Raw genomic sequence first — 24,991 nt, forward strand, 5'->3', positions numbered from 1 at the left:
GCTCTATTTCCGTTACCACCCGGCACCCGATCTTCTCGCCGCATCCGACCCGGAGCGGGCCTCGCACTGTGCTTTCCGCCTGCGCGAGGTCGGGATGGACACGGTCATGGCGATACGGATTCATCTCCCGGGCGAGTTGCCCGAGCCTATGGACGTGATGGCAATGGACGAGTTTCTCAACAAGAAGGAAGGATATGAGATTACGGAAGCCGATCAGCAGATGATGGCTTCCGGCGGCCTGGGGCAGCCTTTCGGTCAGTTCCTACTCGACCGGGCGGGTATCGTACGCTGGAGCTTCACTGAAGTTCTGGAGGGTGGCCTGAATGCGTTCAGGGCGTCGAATCCCGAGGAATTGATGTCGGCAGCTTCCCAAGTCGCACATTAATAGCTGAAAAGCTCGCTCGACGACCACCGTCCTGTGGTGATTCTGTGGGTTTGAGCCATCATCAGGGTGCTCAAGCGCGGCAGCTAAGGTCTGCCCGTAAGCTTCGTAGCGATTTCCATTCAACGGCCCCGCAGAGTGAACCCGGCGCTGGAGTGAGCGAGCCTCAGCGCATATGCGAGGCCACGTCCGCTCCCTTGCCGCGATCACGTCGTTCCGACAGCCGCCCCATACGGCAAGTTTCCACCCAAAGCGGGAATCTGGGCAAGGCCGCTGAGGGACTTGCCGGAACAATGACGCCAGCGCTATTCATCCTCGATGGCAAGGGGCTGGACATTTTAATCGCTGATCGACGCCAGGATGACAGTGACGGCGTTCTGTCATCATGCGACATGCAACCACAACCAGAAGCTGGATCTGGCGATGCTCCGCGACCGCGACCGCTACGGCCCGGACGCGGCGGCGATGGCTGACGACATCATTCCGAAGCTCCGGTGCGCCCGATGCCGCGGCAAGGCAGTCGGCTTGATCTACACGCCAGACACGACACCGACAGGCTATGCGAAGGCAAAAGTATGCAATGTCTAGCGCAATCAGATTGGCGACGAAAGGATATGGTGCCAACCGCTCACTCGGAAAGCAACCGGTCCTCAAGTCCGGTCGTTAGGTCCTGCCAAGCGCGGCGGCAAGTTCGGACGCGCGCGCAAGGATTCCACGGGACCTCTTTGTCAGCCGGCGGTTCTGCTCGATGAGTTCCTGAGTTTCTTTGATGCGGATGAGGCTTTGCCGCTCCCTCTCATCGAGCTGCTTAAGCAGCTTTTTGGTGTCGTTGATCTGTTGCATGGTGATGCCGCCTTCAAAAGCGTTCGCCCGCGATTCAAACCCGCGAGGCTGGAAACCGTTCCCTAGATATTTCAAAGAGGATCACGATGACAGCAGACGAAGTCCACGACAAAGAAGGGTTTATTGATCTCTTGACGCAGATGCGTGAAGAGCTGAGGGCGGGTGCCGACAATTGGGAAAACATCAAGCTTGATGACTTTTTGGAGGCGATGTCGGCTTGGGTAAACGATTGGCAGTGGCCTGCCGAAACAAATCCTTGGACCCACGCAGCTAAACTGATGCAAGCCGCTGCGATCTATGAGTAACGCTCCCGGCTTTAGCCCGGTGGCCGCGCCATCCTTACGCCTGCCCCCCCGCCATTCTCGGCGATGAATTGGACGCCAGCGGATTCGAGGGCCGCGCATAGGCTTTGCGCTGCTATTGCGGCCTCGATCTGATGCGTCGCAGCTTCCTGTTTGGTCACGGTGAAAATACGATAGAAAGGTCGCCTCTCTCTCATAGCGGAATGGCGCCGGCCCACAGGTCTGCGTAAGCAGAAATTTTAAGCTTAGCGACCTCGGGAGGCGTCACCGTTATCGATGCCGGCGAGCGTGCGGCGAGATCCTTGAATGACTGGCTCACCGTCCAGCCCTTCGTGTCATCGACGACAATAAGCCGATCGTGCAAGAGGCGAGGACCGGCGCTCCGCGCTTCGATCGGACGCTTCGCAGCATACTGTGCAGTCCAACGCTTCACCGCAGGCGCCAGGTTGGCCTTCACCGTGGCGCCGTCGCAAAGAAGTTCTAGCTTTACACCCTCCATGCTCATGGGCGCAAAATCGGTCAAAATGGTTTCGTCCAGGTACGGGTCGACGACAAGTAGCTTCGCACGCGCTTCTTTCAGAACCTTTCCGATCGCGGTCATGGCGTCCATAGCGCTGCCGACCGGCAGGAACGATCCGGACGATGAGGCGGGGGCGGCAAGCTCTGCGCGGGCCAGTGCTCTCTGAAGGATGAGCCAGAAGCTGTTTGCGTAGATGTTTGGGTGCGCGCTGTACCATTCCGCCGCGTCCCGTATTGCCAACGTATCTTTTATGTTGCCCACGGCCTCAACCAGGGCAACAGCTTGGCTAACCCAAATTTCTTTCTCCGCGCTGTGGAGCTCAATCCTGGCGGGCATCGCCTCAATATGGTGACCAATGCGGACGTAGAGTTCTTGCGCGTCGATCTGGCGGTAGAGCATCTATGTTGCCCCAAATGTTGCCCGGAGCGGACTGAGCCAGCAGGTTGGCAGGAGTAGATTTAAGCTAAGTTATTGAAGATGTTGGCTCCCCGGGCCGGATTCGAACCAGCGACCAACCGGTTAACAGCCGGTTGCTCTACCACTGAGCTACCGGGGAACAGAGGCTCTCATGTGAGTGGCGCAGCCTATAGCAAACCCGTTTCGGCTTTGCAAAGAAGCATTTCGTATTTTTCCGCGCTTTTTCGCGCGACGATTTCTCGCAATCATGTGCGCGCGTCCTCATATGAGCGGTCTGACGGGGTGCGCGGAACCGAAAACGTGGTTGCGGCTTTCGTCAGCTGGTGCTTTTACTTTGCCCGAACGGACCACCGATCATACATGAGCGCAGCAAGCCACAACCATCCACCGGCACGGAAAATATCGGTCTTCGGCCGTCAGTTCACCATGCCGCGCTCGCGCGGCCTCAGGATTGCGATCGGCGTCGTGCTGATCTTCGGCGGCATTCTCGGCTTCCTGCCGATCCTGGGATTCTGGATGATACCGATCGGATTGCTGGTGCTCTCCTACGAGTTCGCCTTGGTACGCCGCCACCGGCGCCGGCTTGTCGTGTGGTGGGAACGGCGGCGGCGGCCGAACTGACGGTTTGCACCGCGTGGCAAGCCTCTGTGAAGGGGCGGTCTTTCCGGCTCGACGCAACCCGGCTGATGCCCGGCGCGCTTTTTTCCGGCCCTTGCAACTCCTTCAAAATGGCGGACCTTCTGCTTACCCGACGTGAGGTCCAGGCCCCGGGCTTCCCTTTGCAAAATTCCGTACTTAACAGTTAACTAATATTTTGATTGCAGCATGCGTGTCGACGACGCGATGCGTGGAATCATGGTCGAGGGGAAACCGTCCGGAATGCACCATGGCCGCTTGACGGCATTTTCGCCGCAACCTATTGGAACCGGGTGGAACGCCGGGAGCAATGAGGCCTCGTGGCGGAGTGGTTACGCAGAGGACTGCAAATCCTTGCACCCCGGTTCGATTCCGGGCGAGGCCTCCAAATGCCCAAGCTCCCGCGCACCAGCGCCAGGGGGCTTGAGTTCCGGTCGAAATGAGCCGCGGTCTTGGCGCGGCAAGCAGATTGGTTTTGGGCGGATTGGTTGGAACATGAGCGCTGATTTTGCCGAACGTCGGGTGAAGATGGTCGATGGCCAGATCCGCACCACCGACGTGACCAGCGCGCCGCTGCTCGAGGCGCTGCTTGTCGTGCCGCGCGAGGCCTTTGTTGCCCCCGGCCAGCGCGATCTAGCCTATATCGACGAAGACATCCGCATTGCCAATGCAGCGGATGGCCCCCGCTACCTCATGGAGCCCTCGCCGCTGGCCAAGCTGATGCAGCTGGCCGAAATCGGCCCTGGCGATTCGGCGCTCGATGTCGGCTGCGGCACCGGCTATGCGGCGGCGATCCTGTCGCGGCTGGCAAAGTCCGTCGTTGCGCTGGAAAGCGATCCGGCATTGGCCGAGACCGCCATGTCGACTCTTTCGGCGCTTGGCTGCGACAATGTCAGCGTGGTCACGGGACCGCTGCCGGAAGGCCATGCCGCGGGAGCACCCTACGATGTCATTTTCATCGGCGGCAGCGTGGAGAAAGTGCCGGAGTCGCTGCTCAACCAGCTTGCGGAAGGCGGTCGGCTCGTCGCCGTCGAAGGGCAGGGGAATTCGGGTGTGGCCCGATTGTTTCTGAAAACAGGGGGGGTTGTAGCCGGAAGAGGCGCATTTAATGCGGCAATTAAGCCACTACCGGGATTCGAACGTATTCGTGCGTTTGAGTTCTGAATGATTTTGGCTTGCAGCAAAGGCGTTGTCATGTTCGCTTGCGCTGAACAATCGTTGCTGATCCGCATAACCGGGGTGTTCTTTTGGGGGCTGACAGCAGGGAACCTGAAACACACCGCGCCGGCTGCCCAAATGGGAGAAGCCGGCGCGGTGTGGTTCCCATGCAAAACGAATGAGGGAATAACGTGCCGTCTTTACGCAAGAGCCTTTTTGCCGCCGTCCTCGTTTCGGCGACCGCGCTTTCTCCGCTGGCCGCCTCGGCGGAAACTATTCTCGGTGCACTTTCAAAAGCCTACCAGAACAATTCCCAGCTCAATTCGGCTCGTGCCGGCGTCCGTGTCACCGATGAGGGCGTCGCCATCGCCAAGTCGGGGTGGCGCCCGACCATCACCGGTTCTGCGGACATCGACTTTTCCAGAAGCCATTTCGATGCCCGTACCAATCTCGGTTCGAACCGGGGCATCTCGTTGACCACCGGCAACTTCGGCGTCCAGATCGACCAGACCCTGTTCGACGGCTTTCAGACCAGGAACAACGTCGCCGCCGCCGAATCGCGGGTCCGCGCCTCGTTCGAGAGCCTGCGCAACACCGAAGAGAATATTCTGTTCAACGCGGCAAGCGCCTACATGGACGTGATTCGCGACCGCCAAGTGGCGGTGCTGACGGAGCAGAACCTGCAGTTCCTGACCGAGCAGGCGCGCGCCGCGCGCTCGCGCTTCGACGTCGGCGAAGGCACCCGCACCGACGTGGCACAGGCCGATGCCGAGCGCTCGTCCGCTGTGGCGGAACTGGCCGCCGCCCGCGCCCAGGCGCTGGCAAGCGCTGCGACCTATCGCCAGATCGTTGGCGACGAGCCGGGCAGGCTCAGGGGCGCTTCGCCGTTGTCGAAGCTGTTGCCGTCGAACCTCGATGCGGCGATCGCGATCGCATCCAGCGAGCACCCGGCCATCCTCTCGACCCAGCATCTGGTCGATGCGGCGGCGTTTACGGTGAAATCGGCCGAAGGCGCGCTGCTGCCGCAGCTTTCGGCTTCCGCCGGCGTTTCCAGCGCCTTTCGCAGGACGGCCCCGGGCTCTGCCGATACGGGGCAGGATGGCACAACCAATTCGGCCAGCATCGGTGCGACGTTGACTATACCGATCTATTCGGGCGGGCGGACGTCGGCGATAGTGCGCCAGAACAAGGAATCGCTCAGCCAGGCCCGGATCGAGGTCGATGTAAGCCGTGACACCGTGCGGCAAGCCGTGACCTCGGCGTGGACGCAATACATCGCCGCGCAGCAAACCGTGGTGGCCAACAGGCAGGTGATCGCCGCCGCGCAGCTTGCCTTGAGCGGCGTCATCGAGGAGCGCAATGTCGGCCAGCGCACCACGCTCGACGTTCTCAACGCCCAAGCCACCCTCATCACCGCCAAGATCAACCAGGCCAGTTCCGAACGCGATTTGGTGGTGGCGAGCTATGCCATCCTCTCGGCGATAGGTCGTCTTTCGGTCGATCGTCTCGCCCTTCAGGTGACGAAATACAGACCCGAAGAGCATTACAATGCGGTCAAGGACAAGTGGATCGGCCTGCGCACGCCAGACGGCCGCTGATCGCTCCACCAGTTTCAATTCCGTCCAGTTTCAAGGCATTAGAGCCCGCCGTTCAAAGGAACGCGCGGGCTCTAATCTGTTGAAATCCAACGCGCCCTCAGATTGGGGATTCTCGTAAGGCGATCCGTCGGTTACGCTGTTGCCATGATTCGAATCCGGCTTTGGCCGGACTGGAAATCTGCAACGAGTCACAAGGGCGGCGGATGTGACGATGGCGACAGCAAGCAGCGTACAGCGCGAACCTTCCATGGAGGAGATACTGGCTTCCATCAGGAGGATCATCGAGGACAACGATACCGGCCGCAAGCAGCCGGACGAAGCGGACGACCTGCTGCAGGATTTAGCGTCGGTTGCCGTGCCGGCACCGGCGGTAGGCGGGCCGCCACCGGCGGCAGGCGAGGCGCCGCCGGCGGTAGGCGTGGCGCCGCCGGCGGTAGGCGGGGCGCCACCGGAGGCGGGTGCGTTTCGCGCCGAGTTGCGTCCGGGATTCGACGCCAGGAGGCCGGTCACGCTGACCGAGGTGCAGGCGCCACCGTCGGCCGCCGAGCCTGTCATCGCACGTATGGAGCCGCCGCTGCGTTCCGACCCGACTCCGGTCAAAGCGCCCGTGACGCTTGCTGGTGCCAGGGCCGCGGCCGAGCCGGGCCCGGCCGCCAAGCCGGAGTTGGATATGCCTGCGACGGCAAGGGTTGCCGAGACGACCGACAGCATTGTTGCCGATTGGCGGCGTGAGATCGCCGCCGTCGGCGAAACGATGACCGCGGCCAAGCCGGACAGGGCCGAGGTGCGACGAACGCCGGACGCCGAACCGAAGGCCGAGGTTTTCGAGGACGCGGCCGAACCTGCTTTCGAGCCGGCCCCGCCGCGAAGCGGGTTGGCGCGCCCGGCGACAAGCGAGGCACCGTCCACTCGTCCGGCGATCCTTTCCGAACATACGGGCCGGCAGGTCGCCGCCGCCTTCGGCGAGCTTTCCGATGCGTTCGCCAGCCGCAGCAAGAAAACCTTCGACGAGATGGCCGAGGAGATGCTCAGGCCCATGCTGCAGGACTGGCTGGACAACAATCTGCCGACGCTGGTCGAGCGGCTGGTGCGCGAGGAAATCGAGCGCGTAGCGCGCGGCGCGCAGTAACAATTCCGACGGTTGGCGGATGGGGAACGCCGCCGCTGGCGGCGTTTTGTTGATGTGCGATTTAATGCCTACGGCCTCGGCAGTGGCATTGCCTGTGATCTTGTCAGATCTATCTGTATGGCAGGCGAGCCCGCTCGCCTGCCGCCTCGCGGTTGACTTGGCCAAGACCTTCCGATTTACACCGGACCAGCAAAAAACCCGACAGCTCGGACCATTTCCCTATGCTCGAAAAAACCTACGACGCTAAAATCGTCGAGCCGAAGATCGCCAAAATCTGGGAGGAGGCCGACGCGTTTCGTGCCGGCGCGGGCGCCGAGGAGGGTGCGGAAGCCTTCACCATCGTCATCCCGCCACCGAACGTCACCGGCTCGCTGCATATGGGCCATGCGCTCAACAACACGCTGCAGGACATTCTGGTGCGCTTCGAGCGCATGCGCGGCAAGAACGTGCTGTGGCAGCCCGGCATGGATCACGCCGGCATCGCTACGCAGATGGTGGTCGAGCGCCAGCTTATGGAGAAGCAGATCCACCGCCGCGACCTGACGCGCGACGAGTTCATCGAGAAAGTCTGGGAGTGGAAGGCTGAATCCGGCGGCGCGATCTTCAACCAGTTGAAGCGGCTGGGGGCCTCGGCCGACTGGAGCCGAGAACGTTTCACCATGGACGAGGGCCTATCCAAGGCGGTGCTCGAAGTGTTCGTCACGCTCTACAAGGAAGGCCTGATCTACAAGGACAAGCGCCTTGTCAACTGGGACCCGAAGCTCCTGACTGCGATTTCCGACCTCGAGGTCGAACAGCAGGAGGTCAACGGCAACCTCTGGCATTTCCGCTACCCCGTCGAGGGCGAGGTTTTCGATCCGGAAAATCCTAAAACCTTCATCGCCGTGGCAACGACACGCCCGGAGACGATGCTGGGCGATACGGCGGTGGCGGTGCATCCCGACGACGAGCGTTTTCGGCATCTGGTCGGCAAGAACCTCGTCCTGCCGATCGTCGGCCGCAAGATCCCGGTGGTGGCGGACCAATATTCCGATCCGGAGAAAGGCAGCGGCGCGGTCAAGATCACGCCGGCGCATGACTTCAACGACTTCGAGGTCGGCAGGCGCCATAAGCTGCCGGCGATCAATATCCTCACCGTAGAGGCGGCGGTCACCCTCACGGACAATGACGACTTTCTTGCCGGGCTGGAGGTGACGCCCGAGCGCCAGGCCGTCTGGGATGAACTCAACGGCCTCGATCGTTTCGTCGCGCGCAAAAAGATCGTCGAGCTGATGGAGGCGGGCGGTTTCCTCGAAAAGGTCGAGCCGCATCGCCATGCGGTGCCGCATGGCGATCGCGGCGGCGTGCCGATCGAACCGTTCCTGACCGAACAATGGTATGCGAACGCGGCGGAGCTCGCCAAACCGGCTATTCGTGCGGTGCGCGAGGGCCGTACCAATTTCGTGCCGAAAAACTGGGAAAAGACCTATTTCGACTGGATGGAGAACATCCAGCCCTGGTGCATTTCGCGCCAGCTCTGGTGGGGTCACCAGATCCCGGCCTGGTACGGACCGGATGGGCGCGTCTTCGTCGAGAAGACCGAAGAGGAGGCGCTCGCGGCCGCCGTCGAATATTATCTGGCGCTGGAAGGGCCTTGGAAGGCCTGGGTCGAGGACAAGCTCGAGAACTTCAAGCCGGGCGAGATCCTGACCCGCGACGAGGATGTGCTCGACACATGGTTCTCGTCGGCGCTGTGGCCGTTCTCGACGCTTGGCTGGCCGGACCAGACGCCGGAGCTGAAAACCTACTACCAGACCGACGTGCTGGTGACCGGCTTCGACATCATCTTCTTCTGGGTCGCCCGCATGATGATGATGGGCCTGCACTTCATGGACGAAGAGCCGTTCCACACCGTCTATGTCCATGCGCTGGTGCGCGACAAGAACGGGCAGAAGATGTCGAAGTCGAAAGGCAACGTCATCGACCCGCTCGATCTCATCGATGAATACGGCGCCGACGCGCTGCGCTTCACGCTGACGGTGATGGCCGCGCAAGGACGCGACGTGAAGCTCGATCCGGCCCGCATCGCCGGCTACCGCAACTTCGGCACCAAGCTGTGGAACGCGACGCGCTTTGCCGAGATGAACGACGTCGCGAGGAACGACGAGTTCTGGCTGAACGACGCCAAGCTGGCGGTCAACCGCTGGATCCTGACCGAACTGACCCGCGCCTCGCGCGAAATCACCGATGGCATCACCTCATACCGGTTCAACGAGGCTGCAGGTGCGGCCTACCGCTTCGTCTGGAACCTCTTCTGCGACTGGTACCTGGAACTGCTGAAGCCGGTGTTCACAGGTCCGGATGAGGCTGCCAAGGCCGAAAGCCGGGCTTGTATCGCCTTCGTGCTCGACGAGATCTACAAGCTGCTGCATCCGATGATGCCATTCATGACCGAAGAACTGTGGGCTGAGACATCAGGCGAGGGCAAGGAACGGCCGTCGCTGCTTTGCCATGCCGCGTGGCCGTCGCCAGACTTTGAGGATGAGGCAGCGGCCGCCGACATCAACTGGCTGGTCGAGCTCGTCTCAGGCATCCGCTCCGTGCGCTCGGAAATGAATGTGCCGCCGGCCGCGATCGCGCCCCTGATGGTGATCGGCGCCAATACCGCGACCCACGAAAGGCTTGAGCGCCAGGCATCGGCCATCAAGCGACTGGCGCGGGTCGGCGACATCTCGCTGGTCGATACGGCGCCTAAGGGCTCCGCCCAGATCGTGCTCAACGAGGCGACCATCTGTCTGCCGCTCGGCAGCCTGATCGACCTTACCGCCGAGGCGGCGCGGCTGCAGAAGGAACTGGTCAAGGTGACCGAAGAGATCGCCCGCCTGCACAAGAAGCTGTCCAACGAGAAATTCGTCGTCAACGCGCCGGAAGATGTCGTGGAAGCCGAGCGCGAAAAACTCGCCGAGTATCGCGAGGCGCAAGAAAAGCTTTCGGTAGCGCTGACACGAGTGCGCGAAGCCGGTTGACTTATTCTGGGGTTTGAGAATCGAATTGGCTGAGGTTCGGATTGACCAAAACCGGCTTCCGCTTTTGGGTCCGATGCTCAGGATTCGCGAGTCCTGCGACCTTGCTTTTCGGACGGCTTCCTGACGCGAAATAGGCATTCCGCAGCGTAAATCTTGACGTAAACGGAATGTTTTAGCCCCATTGTTGCCATAATGTAACAATGTGGCCTTGTCTTCGCAAAACCGGCCGTTTTGGCGTCGTTCCACGCGAGTTTTCTGAATTTTTTGTCGATTTGCAACCAAACGGGCCGTTTTCTGGCTTTGCGGTGAAAGCTGTCACTTTGTCTAAAATGCGGTCGGCGAAGGTGTACATGTACCGCATCGGGAATTCATTGTTGCGCCGTTAACCTGAATTGGTTCTAGCTTAATCCCATTCGTATTCGGGAGGAGATTCATGAACAATTTGCGTCGGAAAGCGCTGCTGGGGGCGGGGTGCTTTTCTCTATTGACTTCGGGCGTTGCGAACGCCGGCGGCTTCGACCGGGGCGGTGTCAACATCGACCAGTTGTTTGATGCCGCGCCATATTCGTTCGATGCTGGCGTCACATATGTTTCGCCACAGCGCAAATTGAAGAATGTGCAGCGCTTGGATTCCCCGCCGAACCCGGTTGCATTGTCGTCTTCATCAGTGGATGTTGGTGGCGACTATGCGGTGCCGCGCATCGGTATCAAGGCCAACATCTTTGAACCAGTGGATTGCCTTGCGACCTATACGGAACCGTATGGTGCGGAGGCAGACTTCGGAATGAACAACGCCTATTCGCCAACGGCGGTTGAATACTTCGTCAAAACAAATGATTTCGGCCTTACCTGCTCCTACAAGGTAAATGTCGGCAAGGGCTCCATGCGGTTCATCGGCGGCGTCTCCTACCAGGAGGTCGATGCGTTTCTGTCCCGCCAGACACTGCTGGCCTTCGGCAATACCGGCATCGGCGAGTTCAAGCTTTCTGACGAGGCGTGGGGCTGGCGTGTTGGTGCCGCCTATGAAATTCCCGAAATCGCCTTGCGCGGAAGCCTGATGTACTCTTCGAGCTACAAATATGACGAGCTGTCGGGAACTGTCGACACCACTGGTTTTAGGGGCGCCTTTCCGGCGGATCTGATTCCAGGCGCTACCGGGGTCTTCCCTGTCTCCGCCTCGGCCGAGATACCCCAAGCTGTGGAACTTAAGCTGCAGAGCGGTATAGCGCCTGGCTGGCTGGCCTTTGGTTCCATCCGCTGGCAGGAATGGAGCAGGCTTGGCGTCATTCCCATCAATGGCGTGCGCAGTCCGGTGACCGGCGCTCCCTCGCCCGTTTCTTTCGACCTGCTTTATCGCGACGGCTGGACGGTTTCGGGTGGCATAGCTCACAAGTTTTCCGACCAATTGTCTGGCGCGGTTTCGCTGACCTGGGATCGTGGAACCTCGACGACCTCCGGCTATCAGTCGGACACCTGGTCCGTGGCCAGCGGCATTTCTTATTCGCCGAACGACAAGATCGAGGTCAGACTTGGTGGTTCGATCGGTGTTCTGACCAGTGGGTCGTCGACCTTCACCGGTGTTGGTGACACGGCAAATGCCATCACCTACACATACGACGACGATCTGCTCCTTGCCGGCTCAGCTTCGGTTAAGGTCAAGTTCTAAACATAAGTTTTCAATAGCAAAAAGGCCGGGCATTGCCCGGCTTTTTTGTTCGAGCGGCTTCCTGACATGCAGGCGGCGTTACAAAAACGCGGCACCCCTCTGCCTCCCGCGATTGTGACGTTTTGGCAACAGTTTCTGAGCAACCCTCGCACCACAAGGACGCCCGGGGAGATTGCCTATTTCCCGCCATAAACCCGGCGCACTCGAATTTGTCCCGGAACACGTGCCCAAAGAGGCTCGGCAATGGGGCAGGTCGCACCGCCCGCGGCAAGGAAGAGTATGAACGCCAGAGTCATCTCCAAGGCCAAGCTGCCCAGCCGCTATGTGACCGTCGGTCCGGCGCGCGCGCCGCACCGCTCCTATCTCTATGCGATGGGATTGTCGGCGGCCGAGATCGCGCAGCCGCTGGTCGGTGTCGCGAGCTGCTGGAACGAGGCGGCACCGTGCAACATCTCGCTGATGCGCCAGGCGCAGGTGGTCAAGAAGGGCGTCGCCGCGGCGAACGGCACGCCGCGCGAATTCTGCACCATCACCGTCACGGACGGCATCGCCATGGGCCACCAGGGCATGAAATCGTCACTGGTGTCGCGCGAGGTCATAGCCGATTCGGTCGAACTCACCATGCGCGGCCATTGCTACGATGCGCTGGTCGGCCTTGCCGGTTGCGACAAGTCGCTGCCCGGCATGATGATGGCCATGGTGCGGCTCAACGTGCCGTCGATCTTCATCTATGGCGGCTCGATACTGCCCGGTTCCTACAAGGGCCGGCAGATCACCGTGCAGGATGTGTTCGAGGCCGTCGGCCAGCACTCGGTCGGCACGATCGGCGACGCCGAGCTCCTCGAAATCGAACAAGCCGCTTGTCCGTCGGCCGGCTCTTGCGGCGCCCAGTTCACCGCCAACACCATGGCCACCGTCGCCGAGGCCATCGGTCTGGCGCTGCCATATTCCTGCGGGGCACCGGCGCCCTACGAGATGCGCGACCGCTTCAATTTCGCCTCCGGCGAAAAGATCATGGAGCTGATCGCAAAGAATATCCGCCCGCGCGACATCGTCACGCTGAAGGCGCTGGAGAATGCGGCGACCGTGGTTTCGGCCACCGGCGGCTCGACCAACGCAGCGCTGCATTTACCGGCGATCGCGCATGAGGCCGGGATAAAGTTCGACCTCTTCGATGTAGCCAGGATCTTCGAGAAGACGCCCTACATCGCCGACCTGAAGCCGGGCGGCAAATATGTCGCGAAGGACATGTTCGAGGCCGGCGGCATTCCGCTCTTGATGAAGACGTTGCTCGACCACGGCTATCTGCATGGCGACTGCCTGACGGTGACCGGCCGCACTTTAGCCGAAAATATGGAGCACGTAGCCTGGAATGATAGCCAGGATGTGGTCCGTCCCGCCAACCGACCAATCACCCAAACGGGTGGCGTCGTGGGCTTGAAGGGAAACCTAGCCCCCGAAGGCGCGATCGTGAAGGTCGCGGGCATGTCGGAGCTGAAATTCTCTGGTCCGGCGCGCTGTTTCGATTCGGAAGAGGAATGTTTCGAGGCGGTTACGGATCGCAGCTACAGCGAAGGCGAGGTCCTCGTCATCCGCTATGAGGGTCCGCGCGGCGGTCCGGGCATGCGCGAAATGCTATCGACGACGGCGGCGCTCTATGGCCAGGGCATGGGCGGCAAGGTGGCTCTCATCACCGACGGACGTTTTTCGGGCGCGACACGCGGCTTCTGCATTGGCCATGTCGGGCCGGAAGCCGCCGTGGGTGGTCCGATCGGGCTGCTCAGGGATGGCGATTTGATCTCGATCGACGCGGTGAACGGCACGATCGAGGTGGCGCTGTCCGACACCGAACTGGCGGCCAGGGCAAAGGCCTGGAAGGCCCGCGCGACCGACTATCAGTCGGGCGCGATCTGGAAATATGCACAAACGGTGGGGCCTGCCCGCGACGGCGCGGTCACCCATCCCGGTGGTGCGAACGAAACACATTGTTATGCGGATATCTGAGTTGCTGAGGTTGTCTGTCTTTTCGGCACTGGTCGCTATCGCCACTTTTGGCGCGACCTTGGGCGCCGCGGACCAGGCCATGGCCTTCGACGACAAGGTGTTCGACGACAAGACCGGCGTGAAGCCGCAGTCCAGCCCGTGGGCGGTGTTTCAGTTCGGCTTCTCCGCCTATAAGAACGGACGCAAGGAACAGGCCGCGGAGGCCTACAAATACGCGGCCGAAAACGGCCAGATCGGCGCCACCTGGAAGCTTGCGCGTATGTATGCGGAGGGTGACGGCGTGGAGCGCGACGACTATGCGGCGTTCAAGTTCTTCAGCGAGATCGCCGACCAGGACGTCGAGCCCGGTTCGCCGGAAGAGAGCTATGTGTCGGACGCGCTCGTGGCGCTCGGCGACTATTTGAGGAAGGGCATCCCCGGCAGCCCCATCACAGAGAACGAGGTGGCGGCCCAGGAATATTACATGCGCGCCGCCGCCAATTACCGCAACCCGAATGCCCAGTTCGAGATGGGCCAGATCTTCCTGAATGGCAAGGGCGGCGTCAAGGCCAGCATCAAGCAGGCCGGACGCTGGTTCCAACTCGCCGCGGAAAAGGGCCATGCCGGCGCGCAGGCAACGCTCGGCCATCTGCTTTTCCAGAGCGGTAAGATCGTTCGGGGGCTGGCGATGATGACCGCGGCGCTCGAACGGGCCTCACCTTCCGACCAGCCATGGATACGCGGCATGCAGGAAGAGGCGTTTGCCGCCGCGGGCGAGGCCGACCGCCGCACCGCGATTTCGCTGGCCGACGACATCCTCACCAAGGGCGGCGGCGACCAGTAGCCAAGAAGCCAGTAGCCACGAAGCCGATAGTGAGGAAGGCAATAAGTCGGAGGACTGGCTACTTCGAAAAATCAAGTCGGAAGATCAGTTCTCGGTGGGTCCCGTCGGAACGAGACCGGACTCAGGTGTTGAAATTGGCGTGGCCGACGGCGCCAGCGTCGTTCGCGGGCATTCGTCCCGAATCTTTGTCCATGACGTGTTGTTGAGCACCATATCGCAGCGGGCGAGGTGGCTCCGGCCGGACAGCGTCAGACAGGCGACCTGGCCGATCTGGAATGATTTTCCGTTGGCCAGGCATTCAGGATCGGCAAACGCCGGCGTCGCCGCGAGGGCGAGCGCGGCGGCACATGGGCAAAGCGCAAATCTGATCGTCATCTTGAACCCCGGCCGAACCCGGATTGCAGCGGAAACCCCGATTGTGGCGATATGACGGTCCATCAACCGGGAATCCGGTGGTCCGAGCCCCGAAATGATCAGATTGGCGCGAAAGCCAGTTCGACGGCCACCGGCACATGGTCGGAGGGTTTTTCCCAGGCGCGCACATGCTTTTCGATCGAGGCCGAGGAAAAGCGGTTGGCGGCTTCGGGCGAGAGCAGCAAGTGATCGATGCGGATGCCGTTGTTCTTCTGCCAGGCGCCGGCCTGATAATCCCAGAAAGTAAAGATGTCCGGCGCGTCGGTGACCGCGCGCACCGCTTCGGTGAAGCCGAGATTCTTCAGCCGGCGGAACGCCTGCCTCGTCTGCGGCTGAAACAGCGCGTCGCTCAGCCAGTTCTCCGGGAATTTCGCGTCGATGTATTCGGGGATGACATTGTAATCCCCGGCCAGCACCAGCGCCTCTTCGAGCATGAGCCGTTCCTCGGCCCAGCGCTCCAGCCGCGCCATCCAGGAAAGCTTGTAGGAGAACTTCTTCTCGTCATTGATCGGGTTGCCGTTCGGCAAGTAGAGCGACGCAACGCGCAATGCGCCCTTGTCGGTCGAGAACACGCCCTCGATGAAACGCGCCTGCTCGTCGGTGTCGTCACCCGGCAAGCCTCTGATGACCTCGTCGAAGCGCAGCTTCGACAGGATGGCGACGCCGTTAAAACCTTTTTGGCCATATAATTCAACGTTGTAGCCGAGCGCCTCGATCTCCGCGCGCGGAAACTGCTCGTCTACGGTCTTGATCTCCTGCAGGCAGGCGATATCAGGCGCGCTTTCCGTCAGCCAATGGGTCAAATTGCCGATGCGGGCCCGAACGCCGTTGATGTTCCAGGTGACGATTTTCATGACGACCTCATTGCTGTTCCGGCGGATGACGTTCGACGATGCCGATCGTATTGCCTGCCGGGTCCTTTAGGAAGGCCATCCATTCGCTTTCCCCCGCCGGCCCGAACAGGCCCTCGGTGTCGCGATGGACGAGCATCGGCGGCGCGGTGAAGGGGACACCGGCGGCTTTTGCCGAGGCGTAGAAATCGTCGAGGCCCGATATGTCGAGATAGACGGTGCCGGCCGGCAGGCCATCGGTGAACAGCAGCCGCACGTCGCCGGCCATGATGAAGGCGATGCCGGGCGGATCGAAGCGCACGTGCACCGTCATGCCAAGCACGTCGTGCCAGAACGCCAGCGTTGCATCGAGATCGCGCCCGGCTGAAAGCGCGACCTGACGGACCGCGCCGATGGCAGGCATTTCTAAATACTGAAGCTGGTGCCGCAGCCGCACGAGGCGACCGCATTCGGGTTCCTGATCTGGAACGACTGGCCCATCAAGTCGTCAACGAAATCGATCACCGAGCCACCCATATAGACCAGCGAGAGGTCGTCGATCAGTACGGTTGCGCCGTCTTTCTCGATGGCGACGTCGTCATCGTTGCGCGTTTCGACCAGGTCGAACTTATAGGAAAAGCCGGAGCAGCCGCCGCCCTCGACCGAAACGCGCAGCGCCGTCTTGCCGGCTTCGCCAGATACAATCTTTGCGATCCGCCTGGCTGCGGCGTCGGTCATCTCGACTTTCATGGCGGTCTTGGCATCAGCGCCCATGGGCGTCACCTTGCTTTCGGTTTCACATGATAGGTATGAAGCGCGAGGGGGCAAGTCAACTGCGGCAGCGGCGATGACAAACGAGTTGGGCGACATCGGATTTGGTTATCGGCCGCGCGCGGCCTATGCCTGCGATCCGGCGAAGTCGCGCGGGCGGCTGTTCGACGAGGTGGAGAGCCCGACCCGCACGCCATTCCAGCGCGACCGCGACCGCATCATCCATTCGACGGCATTCCGCCGGCTGAAGCACAAGACGCAGGTGTTCGTCGCGCATGAGGGCGATCATTACCGCACCCGGCTGACGCATTCGATCGAGGTGGCGCAGATAGCGCGTGCCCTGGCGCGGGCGCTGCGCGGCGACGAGGACCTGGCCGAGGCGGTGGCGCTGGTGCACGATTTTGGCCACACGCCCTTCGGCCATACCGGCGAGGACGCGCTGAACGAGAAAATGGTCGTCTGGGGCGGCTTCGATCACAACGCGCAATCGCTGCGCGTGGTGACGCGGCTGGAGAGCCGCTATGCCGAGTTCGACGGGCTCAACCTCACCTGGGAAACGCTGGAGGGCCTGGTAAAACACAACGGACCGCTGACTGACGCCAGCGGAAAGGGTCTGAAGGGGCCGGTGCCGCAGGCGATCCGCGACTATTCGGAGCTGCACGACCTCGAACTCGACCGCTTCGCCGGCATCGAGGCGCAGTGCGCAGCGATCGCCGACGACATCGCCTACAACACCCATGACATCGACGACGGCCTGAGATCCGGCTTCCTGACGCTGGGCATGCTGGAAAAGGTCTCGCTGCCCGGCTCGATCCTCGAAGGCGTGCGCCAGCGCTATCCGGCGCTGGACGATGTGAGGACAGGGCACGAACTGATGCGACGGCAGATCACGATGATGGTCGAGGATGTCATCGTTTCCACCACCGCCAATCTGGCCCGCATCAAGCCGGACAGCGCCGACGCGGTAAGGGCGGCAGGCGAGACGATGGTGACCTTTTCAGCCGAAATGGCGGCGTTCGAAAAGGAATTGAAGGCCTTTCTCTACAAGCATCTCTACCGGCACAGCGAGGTCATGCGCGTGCGTAACGAGGCCGAGCAGATCGTCAACGACCTGTTCGAGGTCTATTTCGCCGATCCGCGCGCCATGCCCGACGGCTGGCGCGAAGGGCTCGACCGGGCCGACGATCGCATCAAGGCGCGCAGCGTCGCCGATTTCCTGGCGGGCATGACGGATACCTACGCTTTGAAAGAACACCGCCGTTTGTTTGACCATACGCCTGAATTAAGCTAGGCCGAGCTCGATTTTGCCGGCCAATAAGCCGGATCCCTGCAAAGCCGCCAGAGCCACACCCCAGAGCTACACCAATGAACATCTTCGCCGATTTCAACGCGCGAATCACCAGAGCTGTCGAAGCGCTTGATTTAAAAGACAAAGACGGCGGTTCGCTGGACTTGTCGCGCATCGCCGTCGAGCCGCCGCGCGACGCCAGCCATGGCGACCTGGCGACCAATGCGGCAATGGTGCTGGCCAAGCCGACCGGCCAGCCCCCACGCGCACTGGCTGAAAGGCTGGCGCAGGCGCTGCGCGCCGACATCGACATCGCCGCTGCGGACATTGCCGGTCCAGGCTTCGTCAATCTCAGGCTCAAGGACGCGTTCTGGCAGTTGCATCTGACTGTGCTGCTCGGCGAAGGCCGCGATTACGGCCGCTCGACGGTCGGCGGCGGCAAGAAAGCCAATGTCGAATATGTCTCGGCTAACCCTACCGGACCGATGCATGTCGGCCATTGCCGTGGCGCCGTGGTGGGTGATGCGCTCGCCAATCTGATGGCCTTCGCCGGTTATGACGTGACCAAGGAATATGTCATCAACGATGCTGGTTCGCAGATCGACGTGCTCGGCCGCTCGGTCATGCTGCGTTACCGCGAGGCGCTCGGCGACGACATCGGCGAGATTCCGGCCGGGCTCTATCCGGGCGACTATCTGGTGCCGGTCGGCCAGGCGCTGGCCAGCGAATTCGACCGCTCCCTGCTGCAGATGTCCGACGAGGAAGCGCTTGCCATCGTCAAGGACAGGACGATCGATGCGATGATGGCCATGATCCGCGAGGATCTGGCGCTGCTCAATGTGCATCACGACGTCTTTTTCTCGGAGCGCACGCTGCACGCCGACAACGCCCGGAAAATCCGTTCGGCCATCAACGACCTGACGCTCAAGGGCCATATCTACAAGGGCAAGCTGCCGCCGCCCAAGGGCGAGAAGCCGGACGACTGGGAGGATCGCGAGCAGACGCTGTTCCGCTCGACAGCGGTCGGCGACGACATGGACCGGGCGCTGGTCAAGTCGGACGGCACCTTCACCTATTTCGCCGCGGACGTCGCCTATTTGAAGGACAAGGTCGATCGCGGTTTCGTCGAGCTGATCTATGTGCTTGGCGCCGATCATGGCGGCTATGTGAAGCGCCTGGAAGCGCTCGCCCGGGCGATTTCCGGCGACGAGGTGAAGCTTACAGTGCTGCTTTGCCAGTTGGTGAGGCTTTTTCGCGAGGGCGAACCGGTCAGGATGGGAAAGCGGACCGGCAATTTTGTCACTCTTCGCGAAGTCATTGAAGAAGTCGGTCGAGATGCAGTTCGCTTCATGATGCTCTACCGCAAGAACGATGCGCCGCTAGATTTCGACTTCGCCAAGGTGACCGAGCAGTCGAAGGACAATCCGGTGTTCTACGTGCAGTACGCTTCGGCGCGCTGCCATTCGGTGTTCCGGCAGGCGAGCGAACAGTTGGGCGAGGCCAATTTCGACCGCAATCGGCTGGCCGCCGCCACCGCTTCGCTGACCGACGAAGGCGAGATCGGCCTGATCAGGAAGCTTGCCGAATATCCGCGGCTGATTGAATCCGCGGCACTTGCGCTCGAGCCGCACCGGCTGGCATTCTACCTCTACGATCTCGCCTCCAGCTTCCACGGACATTGGAACCGCGGCACCGAGAATCCGGACTTACGTTTTGTTAAGGTTAACGACCGACAATTGACGCATGCCAGACTAGGGCTGGTGCAGGCTGTTTCGGACGTTTTGACGTCCGGCCTGACGCTGATCGGGGCCGATGCGCCCACCGAAATGCGTTAGGTTTGACTAAAAAACCTGTCACCTTTTGCCCACATTGCGCTGGTAAGGGCCAACCCTGCGCGACGTCCATGGCGTCCGAATGAGTGCGAGTTCGGGAACAATAATGGCAGACAGAACCCAGCTGAGAGCAGCCGCCCAAAACGATATCGCCGACGATGATCCGTTCGCGGAACTGACCAGGATCATGGGGTTCGACCCGCGCCAGCCGGTCAAGCCGCAGGCCCAGCCGAAGGCGGTTCCCGCCAGCCAGCCGGCGGACGAGGGCGATTTCGACATCGATCTCGAGAAGGAGTTGATGGGCGAATTCGGCGCCGACGACAACGACGGCGCAACCGTGATTCGCGAGCCGGCTTTCGAAGCGGCTGCCACCGACGCCGTGGACGACGAGCTTGCCGCGTCGCTCGAACAGGATTTCCTGCTGGACGATGATGCGGCGGACGAAACCGCCCATGCCGTTGCTGCCGACGACGCGCGTTCTGGTGTTGCCGAAGCATCCGCGCCGGCTGTTGAAGCTGCCTTCGATGACGATTTCGACGATGCGCTTGCCAGTTCGCTCGAAGACGTGTCGCCGTTCGAAGACGATTTGGCAGGGAACGACAAGCTTGGGAACGACAAGTTCGGGAACGACGAGCTTGCCGCGTCGCTCGAACAGGATTTCCTGCTGGACGACGATGCGGCGGACGAAACCGCCCATGCCGTTGCTGCCGATGACGCGCGTTCTGGTGTTGCCGAAGCATCCGCGCCGGCTGTTGAAGCTGCATTCGATGACGATTTCGACGATGCGCTTGCCAGTTCGCTCGAAGACGTGTCGCCATTCGAAGACGATTTGGCAGTGAACGACAAGCTTGGGAACGACAAGCTTGGGAACGACGAGCTTGCCGCGTCGCTCGAACAGGATTCACTGATCGACGACGACGCGACGGACGTGGCCGAACAGAATACTGCCGCCATCGAACCCGCCTTCGACGATGAATTCGACAACGCAGTCGCAAGCTCGCTCGAAGACGAGCTGATGCTCGACGAGCAGGTGCCGATGGAGCAGGTTGCCGAAGCCGCCGAAATCTCCGCGCCGGCTGCCGACCCCGCCTTCGACGATGAATTCGACAAGGCGGTCGCAAGCTCGCTCGAAGACGAGCTGATGCTTGAAGAACACGTGCCGATGGAGCAGGCTGCCGAACCCGCCGACGTTTCCGCGCCGGCCGCCGAACCCGCCTTCGATGACGAATTCGACAATGCCGTCGCAAGCTCGCTCGAAGACGAGTTGATGCTCGACGAACATGGGCCGATGGAGCAGGCCGCTGTTGAAGCTCCTGCTGCGCCTGTTCGGGCTGTTTCGGACGAGTCCGATGAGGACTTTGCCGGCCATTTCGACGATGTCATGGTCGATGTCGACATGGATTTCGACGTTCGCACGGCTGAACCGGTCGAAATTGACGAGCCAGAAATCGACGAATCGGAGGCTATCCTCGCCAAGCACGAGCCTTCCGCCGAGACCCCGGAAGATGCGTTCGACGCCGATTTTGACCTGAGCTTCGAGGACGCGCTTGCCGAGGAAGCCGAAAAGCCGGTTGCGCAGGCCTCCGGCGTTGCTGCCCAACCGACGGCGCCGGCCGCCGTAGTCCAGCCGGCGGCGCCAGCCCCCATCGCTGACGAGCGGAGCCTCGAAGACGAGCTGAACGCGCTGTTGGGCACGATGCGCACACGGGCTGCCCCCGTGGCGGCCTCCGCGGCCAACGAACCCGCTATGGTTCGGCACCCTGTAGCCGCGACTGAAAATGTCGCTATCAAATCAGCGAATCCCGTCGAAGAACTGGACTGGAGCCTTGACGAGCAAGACCTTTTGGGGTCGCCGGATAGTAGCGCGGTTCACGCCGCCGACGCCGATCTCGATAGCGTTCTCCTCAATGAGCTCGAGAGCCAGGATTTCAGCGCTGAAGATGCCGCCGGGCAGGCCGATGTCGATTTCGACGATGACGCATTGCATACCGCGTTCGCCAAGGACATCGGTCTGGATCATGGCGACGGCGATGACGTTGCGGCCGCCGCTCCCCAGCAGGATCGGGCTGACGCGCTCAGCTGGATGGCGGCACCCCCCGCCCCGCCGACGCCGGCCCGTTCGTGGAGCCGCGTAACGCCGGTCGCACAGTCGCAGCCTGCCTTTGCAGCCCAGCCGACGACTTCGGTGAAGACCACGGAAGCGACACCGCCAATGGCTACGGCACCGTCCTATCAGGATGAGCCGGCCGAAGACGGTGCCGCCGATGCGGCATCTGCGCCGGCGCAAAGCGAACAGTCTTCGGCGTATGACGAGATGCCCGATGTCGAGACGGTCGATGTGCCCGAGCGCGTGGTGGCGCTGGCGGACGACCTCGATATTCCGGACCTCGACTTCAATGACGACGAACCGGCGGTGCCTGCCTATGACGATCTCGACACCGAGTTCGCCAGCCTTCTCACGGAAATGAATGCCGTAGACGTCGCTGCCGCCCCGGCGCGCAGCGCCGCCTATGACGACGAATCCTACAATGCCGGATTTCAGTCAGGGGCCGGATTTCAGTCAGGGGCCGGATTTCAGTCAACGGCCGGGTTCCAGCCAGCGGCCGAGTTCCAGTCAGCGGCCGGGTTCCAGTCAGGCTATGAGCCCGACCGCGTTGAAACGCGGACCTATGCGGCAAGACCCGCACAAGCGTCTGTCAGTGCGTCTTATGCCGATGCCGCCAGCGGCTTCGATCTGGGCGACTTGCCCAACGGCCGGCCGGCTTCGCAGGCCGACGACTTTGGCTTGGACGAACTCGACTACGACCCCGAACTGGATGAGGCCATGTCAGTTCCCGGCTTGGCTGAGCACGATGCTGCGAGGCCGCGGAGCCGCGGCCTGCTGGTCGCCGCGGTCGTCGGCGCCGTGGCGCTCGCCGGCGGTCTCGGCGCCTTCGCGCTGTCTTTCGGCGGCACCGGCGGCACCGATGCGCCGGTCATCGTGAAGGCGGACAACGCACCGATCAAGGTCAGGCCGGAAAATCCGGGCGGCACCGTCGTGCCGAACCAGGACAATAAGGTCTATGACGCCGTGGCCAAGGGTGGCGCAAAACCCGCCGAACCGGTCCAGGAAAAACTGGTCACCAACACCGAAGAGCCGGTGGACGTGGCGGCCAAGGAGCCGCCGCAGAGCCGTGTGGTCGATCTTTCGCCTGACGATATCGACACGGCTGAAGCCTCCGATGCGATCCGCAATGCCGAATCCGCCGCCGCTGAAGGCGCCAATGCGATCCGCGGCACGCAAGCGGCCGGAAATGCCGACGTCGCCGCCGTGCCGGCATCCAAATCCGAGGATCGTATCGCCCAGGTTCTGCAAGAGGCCGACCAGGGCATCGACCCCGACCTCGTCGCGGTTGCGCCGCGCAAGGTGAGAACCATGGTCGTCAAACCCGATGGCTCGCTGGTTGCGCGCGAGGATCCGGCGCCTGCGGCACCGCAGATGGCTGCCGTCGAGCAAGTCGATCCGGCGCCGCAGCATGTGGCCCCGACAGGTCAGGCCGAAAACGCAGAACAGACCGGTACGGTACCGCCTGTTGCCGACCAGGCAAGTGGCGACCTACTGGGTGGCGACCCAGTGGGCGGCGACCAGACCGAAGCCGCCAAGCCGGAAACAGCCAAGCCGGAAATAGTCAATCCGACGGTCGCGCCGGCAGCCGCGCCTGAGGCTGAGGCCCAAACCGCCCAGCCTGCCAATACGCCGGCCTCGGTTCCGGTGGCGCCGCAGCGTCCGTCCGACCAGCCGGTCGACGTCGTCGGCGAGGTCAAGCCCGACCAGGTTGCGTCCATCAATCCGGCGGCGGGCTCGACCGGCGGTGGCTCATGGTCGATGCAGATCGCCTCGCAGCCGACCGTCGAAAGCGCCCAGTCGACCTATCAGGATCTGCAGCGCCGATATGGCAGCGTGCTTTCCGGCCATACCGCCAACATTGTCAAGGCCGAGATCGCCGGCAAGGGAACGTTCTATCGCGTCCGCGTCCCGGCGAAGTCGCGCAACGATGCGATCAACCTGTGCACCAGCTACAAGGCTGCCGGCGGCAACTGCTTCGTGTCGCGCTAGCCATTTCAAGTCTCCCGCCCTTGGGCGGAAAGAACCGGCGCGGTCACGAACCGCGCCGGTTTTTTTTGTGGAAGGGAGTTCTTTGTGTGGAAGGGGTCCTGGCCGCATGTGGTTCGATGCGATTCCCTTTGTCCGCGTGAAGCTCTAAACTCCTGGCCATGACCGAATCAAAATCCATGATCCTCGGCTGCGCCGGGAAATCGCTCACACGCGAAGAAATCAATTTCTATCGCAATGAATGCCCGTGGGGATTCATCCTGTTTGCGCGCAACATCGGCGAGACCGAGCAGATCCGCGATCTGGTCGCCGCGATGCGCGACTGTATCGAGCGCCCGGACGCCCCGGTGTTCATCGACCAGGAAGGCGGCCGGGTGCAGCGCCTGCGCCCGCCGTTGGCGCCGAATTATCCGGCCGGTGGCGCGCTCGGGGCCCTGTGGCGCAACGACCACGACGCCGGCAACCGCGCCGCCTGGCTGATGGCACGGCTGCATGCCTTCGACCTGCTGCGCTACGGCATCACGGCGGATTGCCTGCCGGTGCTCGACGTTCCGATCGAGGGCGCCAGCGACGTCATCGGCGCGCGCGCCTATGGCAAGGAGCCTCGCTCCGTCATCGAACTGGGTCGCGCAGCGGCGGAGGGCCTGATGTCGGGCGGCGTGCTGCCGGTGATGAAGCATATTCCCGGGCATGGACGGGCCTTTGCCGACACGCATTTCGAACTGCCGACCGTCGATGCCTCGATGAGCGACTTGCAGCGGCATGATTTCGCCCCGTTCAGGGAGCTCAATCATTTGCCGATGGCGATGACGGCGCATGTCGTCTACAGCGCGATCGACCCGAAGAACCCGGCCACGACATCCGGCAAGGTCATCGATGAGATCATCCGCGGCGAAATCGGCTTCGACGGGCTTCTGATGAGCGACGACACCTCGATGAAGGCACTTTCTGGGGATTTCCCGACAAAGGCGGCCGCGATCCTTGCGGCGGGCTGCGATCTGGTCCTTCACTGCAATGGCGTTTTCGAGGAGATGGCCGGCATTGCGTCGCGCACAACGGGGCTTGAAGGCACGTCGCTGCGACGCGCGCAACGGGCGCTGACCTATATCAAGAACCGCGATCGGGCTGATGAAGCCGAGATACGCGCCGAATTCGCCACCTATTTCGATGCGGTGGCCTAGACCATGATCCCGAAAAATGGGAGCCGGTTGTTCGGAACAGATCATGGCCAAACAAGAAGATAGAAACCAAGGAAAGCAACAGGAAGTGGCGGAAACATT

At 61.9% G+C, this 24,991-nt stretch carries 20 protein-coding genes, 2 tRNA genes and 1 pseudogene; 16 read left to right on the forward strand and 7 right to left on the reverse strand.

The features are described from left to right. Window positions 1-385, forward strand: a pseudogene (locus tag ACWUKX_RS27020) (AhpC/TSA family protein); the annotation flags it as partial. 420 nt (window positions 386-805) lie between these two features. Further along, window positions 806-970 (forward strand): hypothetical protein, encoded by a 165-nt coding sequence (locus ACWUKX_RS27025; protein ID WP_456009775.1) that lies wholly within the window; start codon window positions 806-808, stop codon window positions 968-970. 75 nt (window positions 971-1,045) lie between these two features. Here ACWUKX_RS27025 and ACWUKX_RS27030 read toward each other — a convergent pair whose 3' ends face one another. Continuing rightward, window positions 1,046-1,225: a hypothetical protein gene (locus tag ACWUKX_RS27030; protein WP_456009776.1), complete on the reverse strand. Its 180-nt coding sequence runs from the start codon at window positions 1,223-1,225 to the stop codon at window positions 1,046-1,048. An 86-nt stretch (window positions 1,226-1,311) separates the two neighbouring features. On the opposite strand from ACWUKX_RS27030, the gene ACWUKX_RS27035 reads away from it, so the two are divergent. Next, window positions 1,312-1,530 carry a DUF7660 family protein gene (locus ACWUKX_RS27035; protein ID WP_456009777.1) on the forward strand — a complete coding sequence of 73 codons (219 nt, stop codon included), beginning with the start codon at window positions 1,312-1,314 and terminating at the stop codon, window positions 1,528-1,530. Between the two features lie 190 nt (window positions 1,531-1,720). Here ACWUKX_RS27035 and ACWUKX_RS27040 read toward each other — a convergent pair whose 3' ends face one another. Continuing rightward, window positions 1,721-2,446 carry a phosphatidylserine/phosphatidylglycerophosphate/cardiolipin synthase family protein gene (locus ACWUKX_RS27040; RefSeq protein WP_456009778.1) on the reverse strand — a complete coding sequence of 242 codons (726 nt, stop codon included), beginning with the start codon at window positions 2,444-2,446 and terminating at the stop codon, window positions 1,721-1,723. Window positions 2,447-2,528: 82 nt separating this feature from the next. Then, a tRNA-Asn gene (locus ACWUKX_RS27045) sits at window positions 2,529-2,603 on the reverse strand. Window positions 2,604-2,824: 221 nt separating this feature from the next. Here ACWUKX_RS27045 and ACWUKX_RS27050 point away from each other — a divergent pair. From ACWUKX_RS27050 to ACWUKX_RS27090, 9 genes are all read left to right on the forward strand, one after another. Further along, window positions 2,825-3,085, forward strand: coding sequence for a hypothetical protein (locus ACWUKX_RS27050; protein WP_029353198.1), 261 nt, complete (start codon window positions 2,825-2,827; stop codon window positions 3,083-3,085). A gap of 329 nt (window positions 3,086-3,414) precedes the next feature. After that, window positions 3,415-3,488, forward strand: a tRNA-Cys gene (locus ACWUKX_RS27055). Window positions 3,489-3,595: 107 nt separating this feature from the next. Further along, a complete protein-coding gene (locus ACWUKX_RS27060; RefSeq protein WP_065007752.1) occupies window positions 3,596-4,264 on the forward strand; it encodes a protein-L-isoaspartate O-methyltransferase family protein in 669 nt (222 codons plus the stop codon). Between the two features lie 185 nt (window positions 4,265-4,449). Continuing rightward, window positions 4,450-5,856 carry a TolC family outer membrane protein gene (locus ACWUKX_RS27065; protein ID WP_456009779.1) on the forward strand — a complete coding sequence of 469 codons (1,407 nt, stop codon included), beginning with the start codon at window positions 4,450-4,452 and terminating at the stop codon, window positions 5,854-5,856. Window positions 5,857-6,067: 211 nt separating this feature from the next. Further along, complete coding sequence (locus ACWUKX_RS27070; protein ID WP_456009780.1) at window positions 6,068-6,985, forward strand: DUF2497 domain-containing protein; 918 nt, start codon at window positions 6,068-6,070, stop codon at window positions 6,983-6,985. A gap of 221 nt (window positions 6,986-7,206) precedes the next feature. Then, window positions 7,207-9,990, forward strand: coding sequence for a valine--tRNA ligase (locus ACWUKX_RS27075; RefSeq protein ID WP_456009781.1), 2,784 nt, complete (start codon window positions 7,207-7,209; stop codon window positions 9,988-9,990). A gap of 433 nt (window positions 9,991-10,423) precedes the next feature. Then, entirely contained in the window at window positions 10,424-11,656 is a 1,233-nt protein-coding gene (locus ACWUKX_RS27080; protein WP_128341499.1) for an OmpP1/FadL family transporter, read from the forward strand. A 279-nt stretch (window positions 11,657-11,935) separates the two neighbouring features. After that, the gene (gene ilvD / locus ACWUKX_RS27085) at window positions 11,936-13,660 is read left to right on the forward strand and encodes a dihydroxy-acid dehydratase (protein WP_456009782.1); all 1,725 of its coding nucleotides are present in this window, start codon (window positions 11,936-11,938) and stop codon (window positions 13,658-13,660) included. Continuing rightward, on the forward strand, window positions 13,647-14,483 hold the full coding sequence (locus ACWUKX_RS27090) for a tetratricopeptide repeat protein (protein WP_456009783.1): 837 nt from the start codon (window positions 13,647-13,649) through the stop codon (window positions 14,481-14,483). The genes ilvD and ACWUKX_RS27090 overlap by 14 nt, the downstream gene beginning before the upstream one ends. An 84-nt stretch (window positions 14,484-14,567) precedes the next feature. Here ACWUKX_RS27090 and ACWUKX_RS27095 read toward each other — a convergent pair whose 3' ends face one another. The 4 genes from ACWUKX_RS27095 to erpA form a co-directional block, all read right to left on the reverse strand. Continuing rightward, window positions 14,568-14,858, reverse strand: a complete 291-nt coding sequence (locus ACWUKX_RS27095) for a hypothetical protein (RefSeq protein WP_456009784.1) — start codon at window positions 14,856-14,858, stop codon at window positions 14,568-14,570. A gap of 98 nt (window positions 14,859-14,956) precedes the next feature. Then, complete coding sequence (gene xth, locus ACWUKX_RS27100) at window positions 14,957-15,751, reverse strand: exodeoxyribonuclease III (protein WP_456009786.1); 795 nt, start codon at window positions 15,749-15,751, stop codon at window positions 14,957-14,959. A gap of 7 nt (window positions 15,752-15,758) precedes the next feature. Continuing rightward, window positions 15,759-16,151, reverse strand: coding sequence for a VOC family protein (locus ACWUKX_RS27105; RefSeq protein WP_456009788.1), 393 nt, complete (start codon window positions 16,149-16,151; stop codon window positions 15,759-15,761). Between the two features lie 2 nt (window positions 16,152-16,153). After that, complete coding sequence (erpA, locus tag ACWUKX_RS27110; RefSeq protein WP_029353177.1) at window positions 16,154-16,501, reverse strand: iron-sulfur cluster insertion protein ErpA; 348 nt, start codon at window positions 16,499-16,501, stop codon at window positions 16,154-16,156. A gap of 73 nt (window positions 16,502-16,574) precedes the next feature. Between erpA and ACWUKX_RS27115 the strand changes: the two genes are divergently transcribed. From ACWUKX_RS27115 to nagZ, 4 genes are all read left to right on the forward strand, one after another. After that, window positions 16,575-17,789, forward strand: coding sequence for a deoxyguanosinetriphosphate triphosphohydrolase (locus tag ACWUKX_RS27115; protein WP_456009789.1), 1,215 nt, complete (start codon window positions 16,575-16,577; stop codon window positions 17,787-17,789). A gap of 74 nt (window positions 17,790-17,863) precedes the next feature. After that, window positions 17,864-19,621: an arginine--tRNA ligase gene (argS, locus tag ACWUKX_RS27120; RefSeq protein ID WP_456009790.1), complete on the forward strand. Its 1,758-nt coding sequence runs from the start codon at window positions 17,864-17,866 to the stop codon at window positions 19,619-19,621. A gap of 103 nt (window positions 19,622-19,724) precedes the next feature. After that, on the forward strand, window positions 19,725-23,714 hold the full coding sequence (locus tag ACWUKX_RS27125) for an SPOR domain-containing protein (protein ID WP_456009792.1): 3,990 nt from the start codon (window positions 19,725-19,727) through the stop codon (window positions 23,712-23,714). 158 nt (window positions 23,715-23,872) lie between these two features. Then, on the forward strand, window positions 23,873-24,892 hold the full coding sequence (gene nagZ / locus ACWUKX_RS27130) for a beta-N-acetylhexosaminidase (protein WP_456009793.1): 1,020 nt from the start codon (window positions 23,873-23,875) through the stop codon (window positions 24,890-24,892). The last annotated feature ends 99 nt before the right edge of the window (window positions 24,893-24,991 follow it).

The organism is Mesorhizobium sp. f-mel (assembly GCF_053850215.1).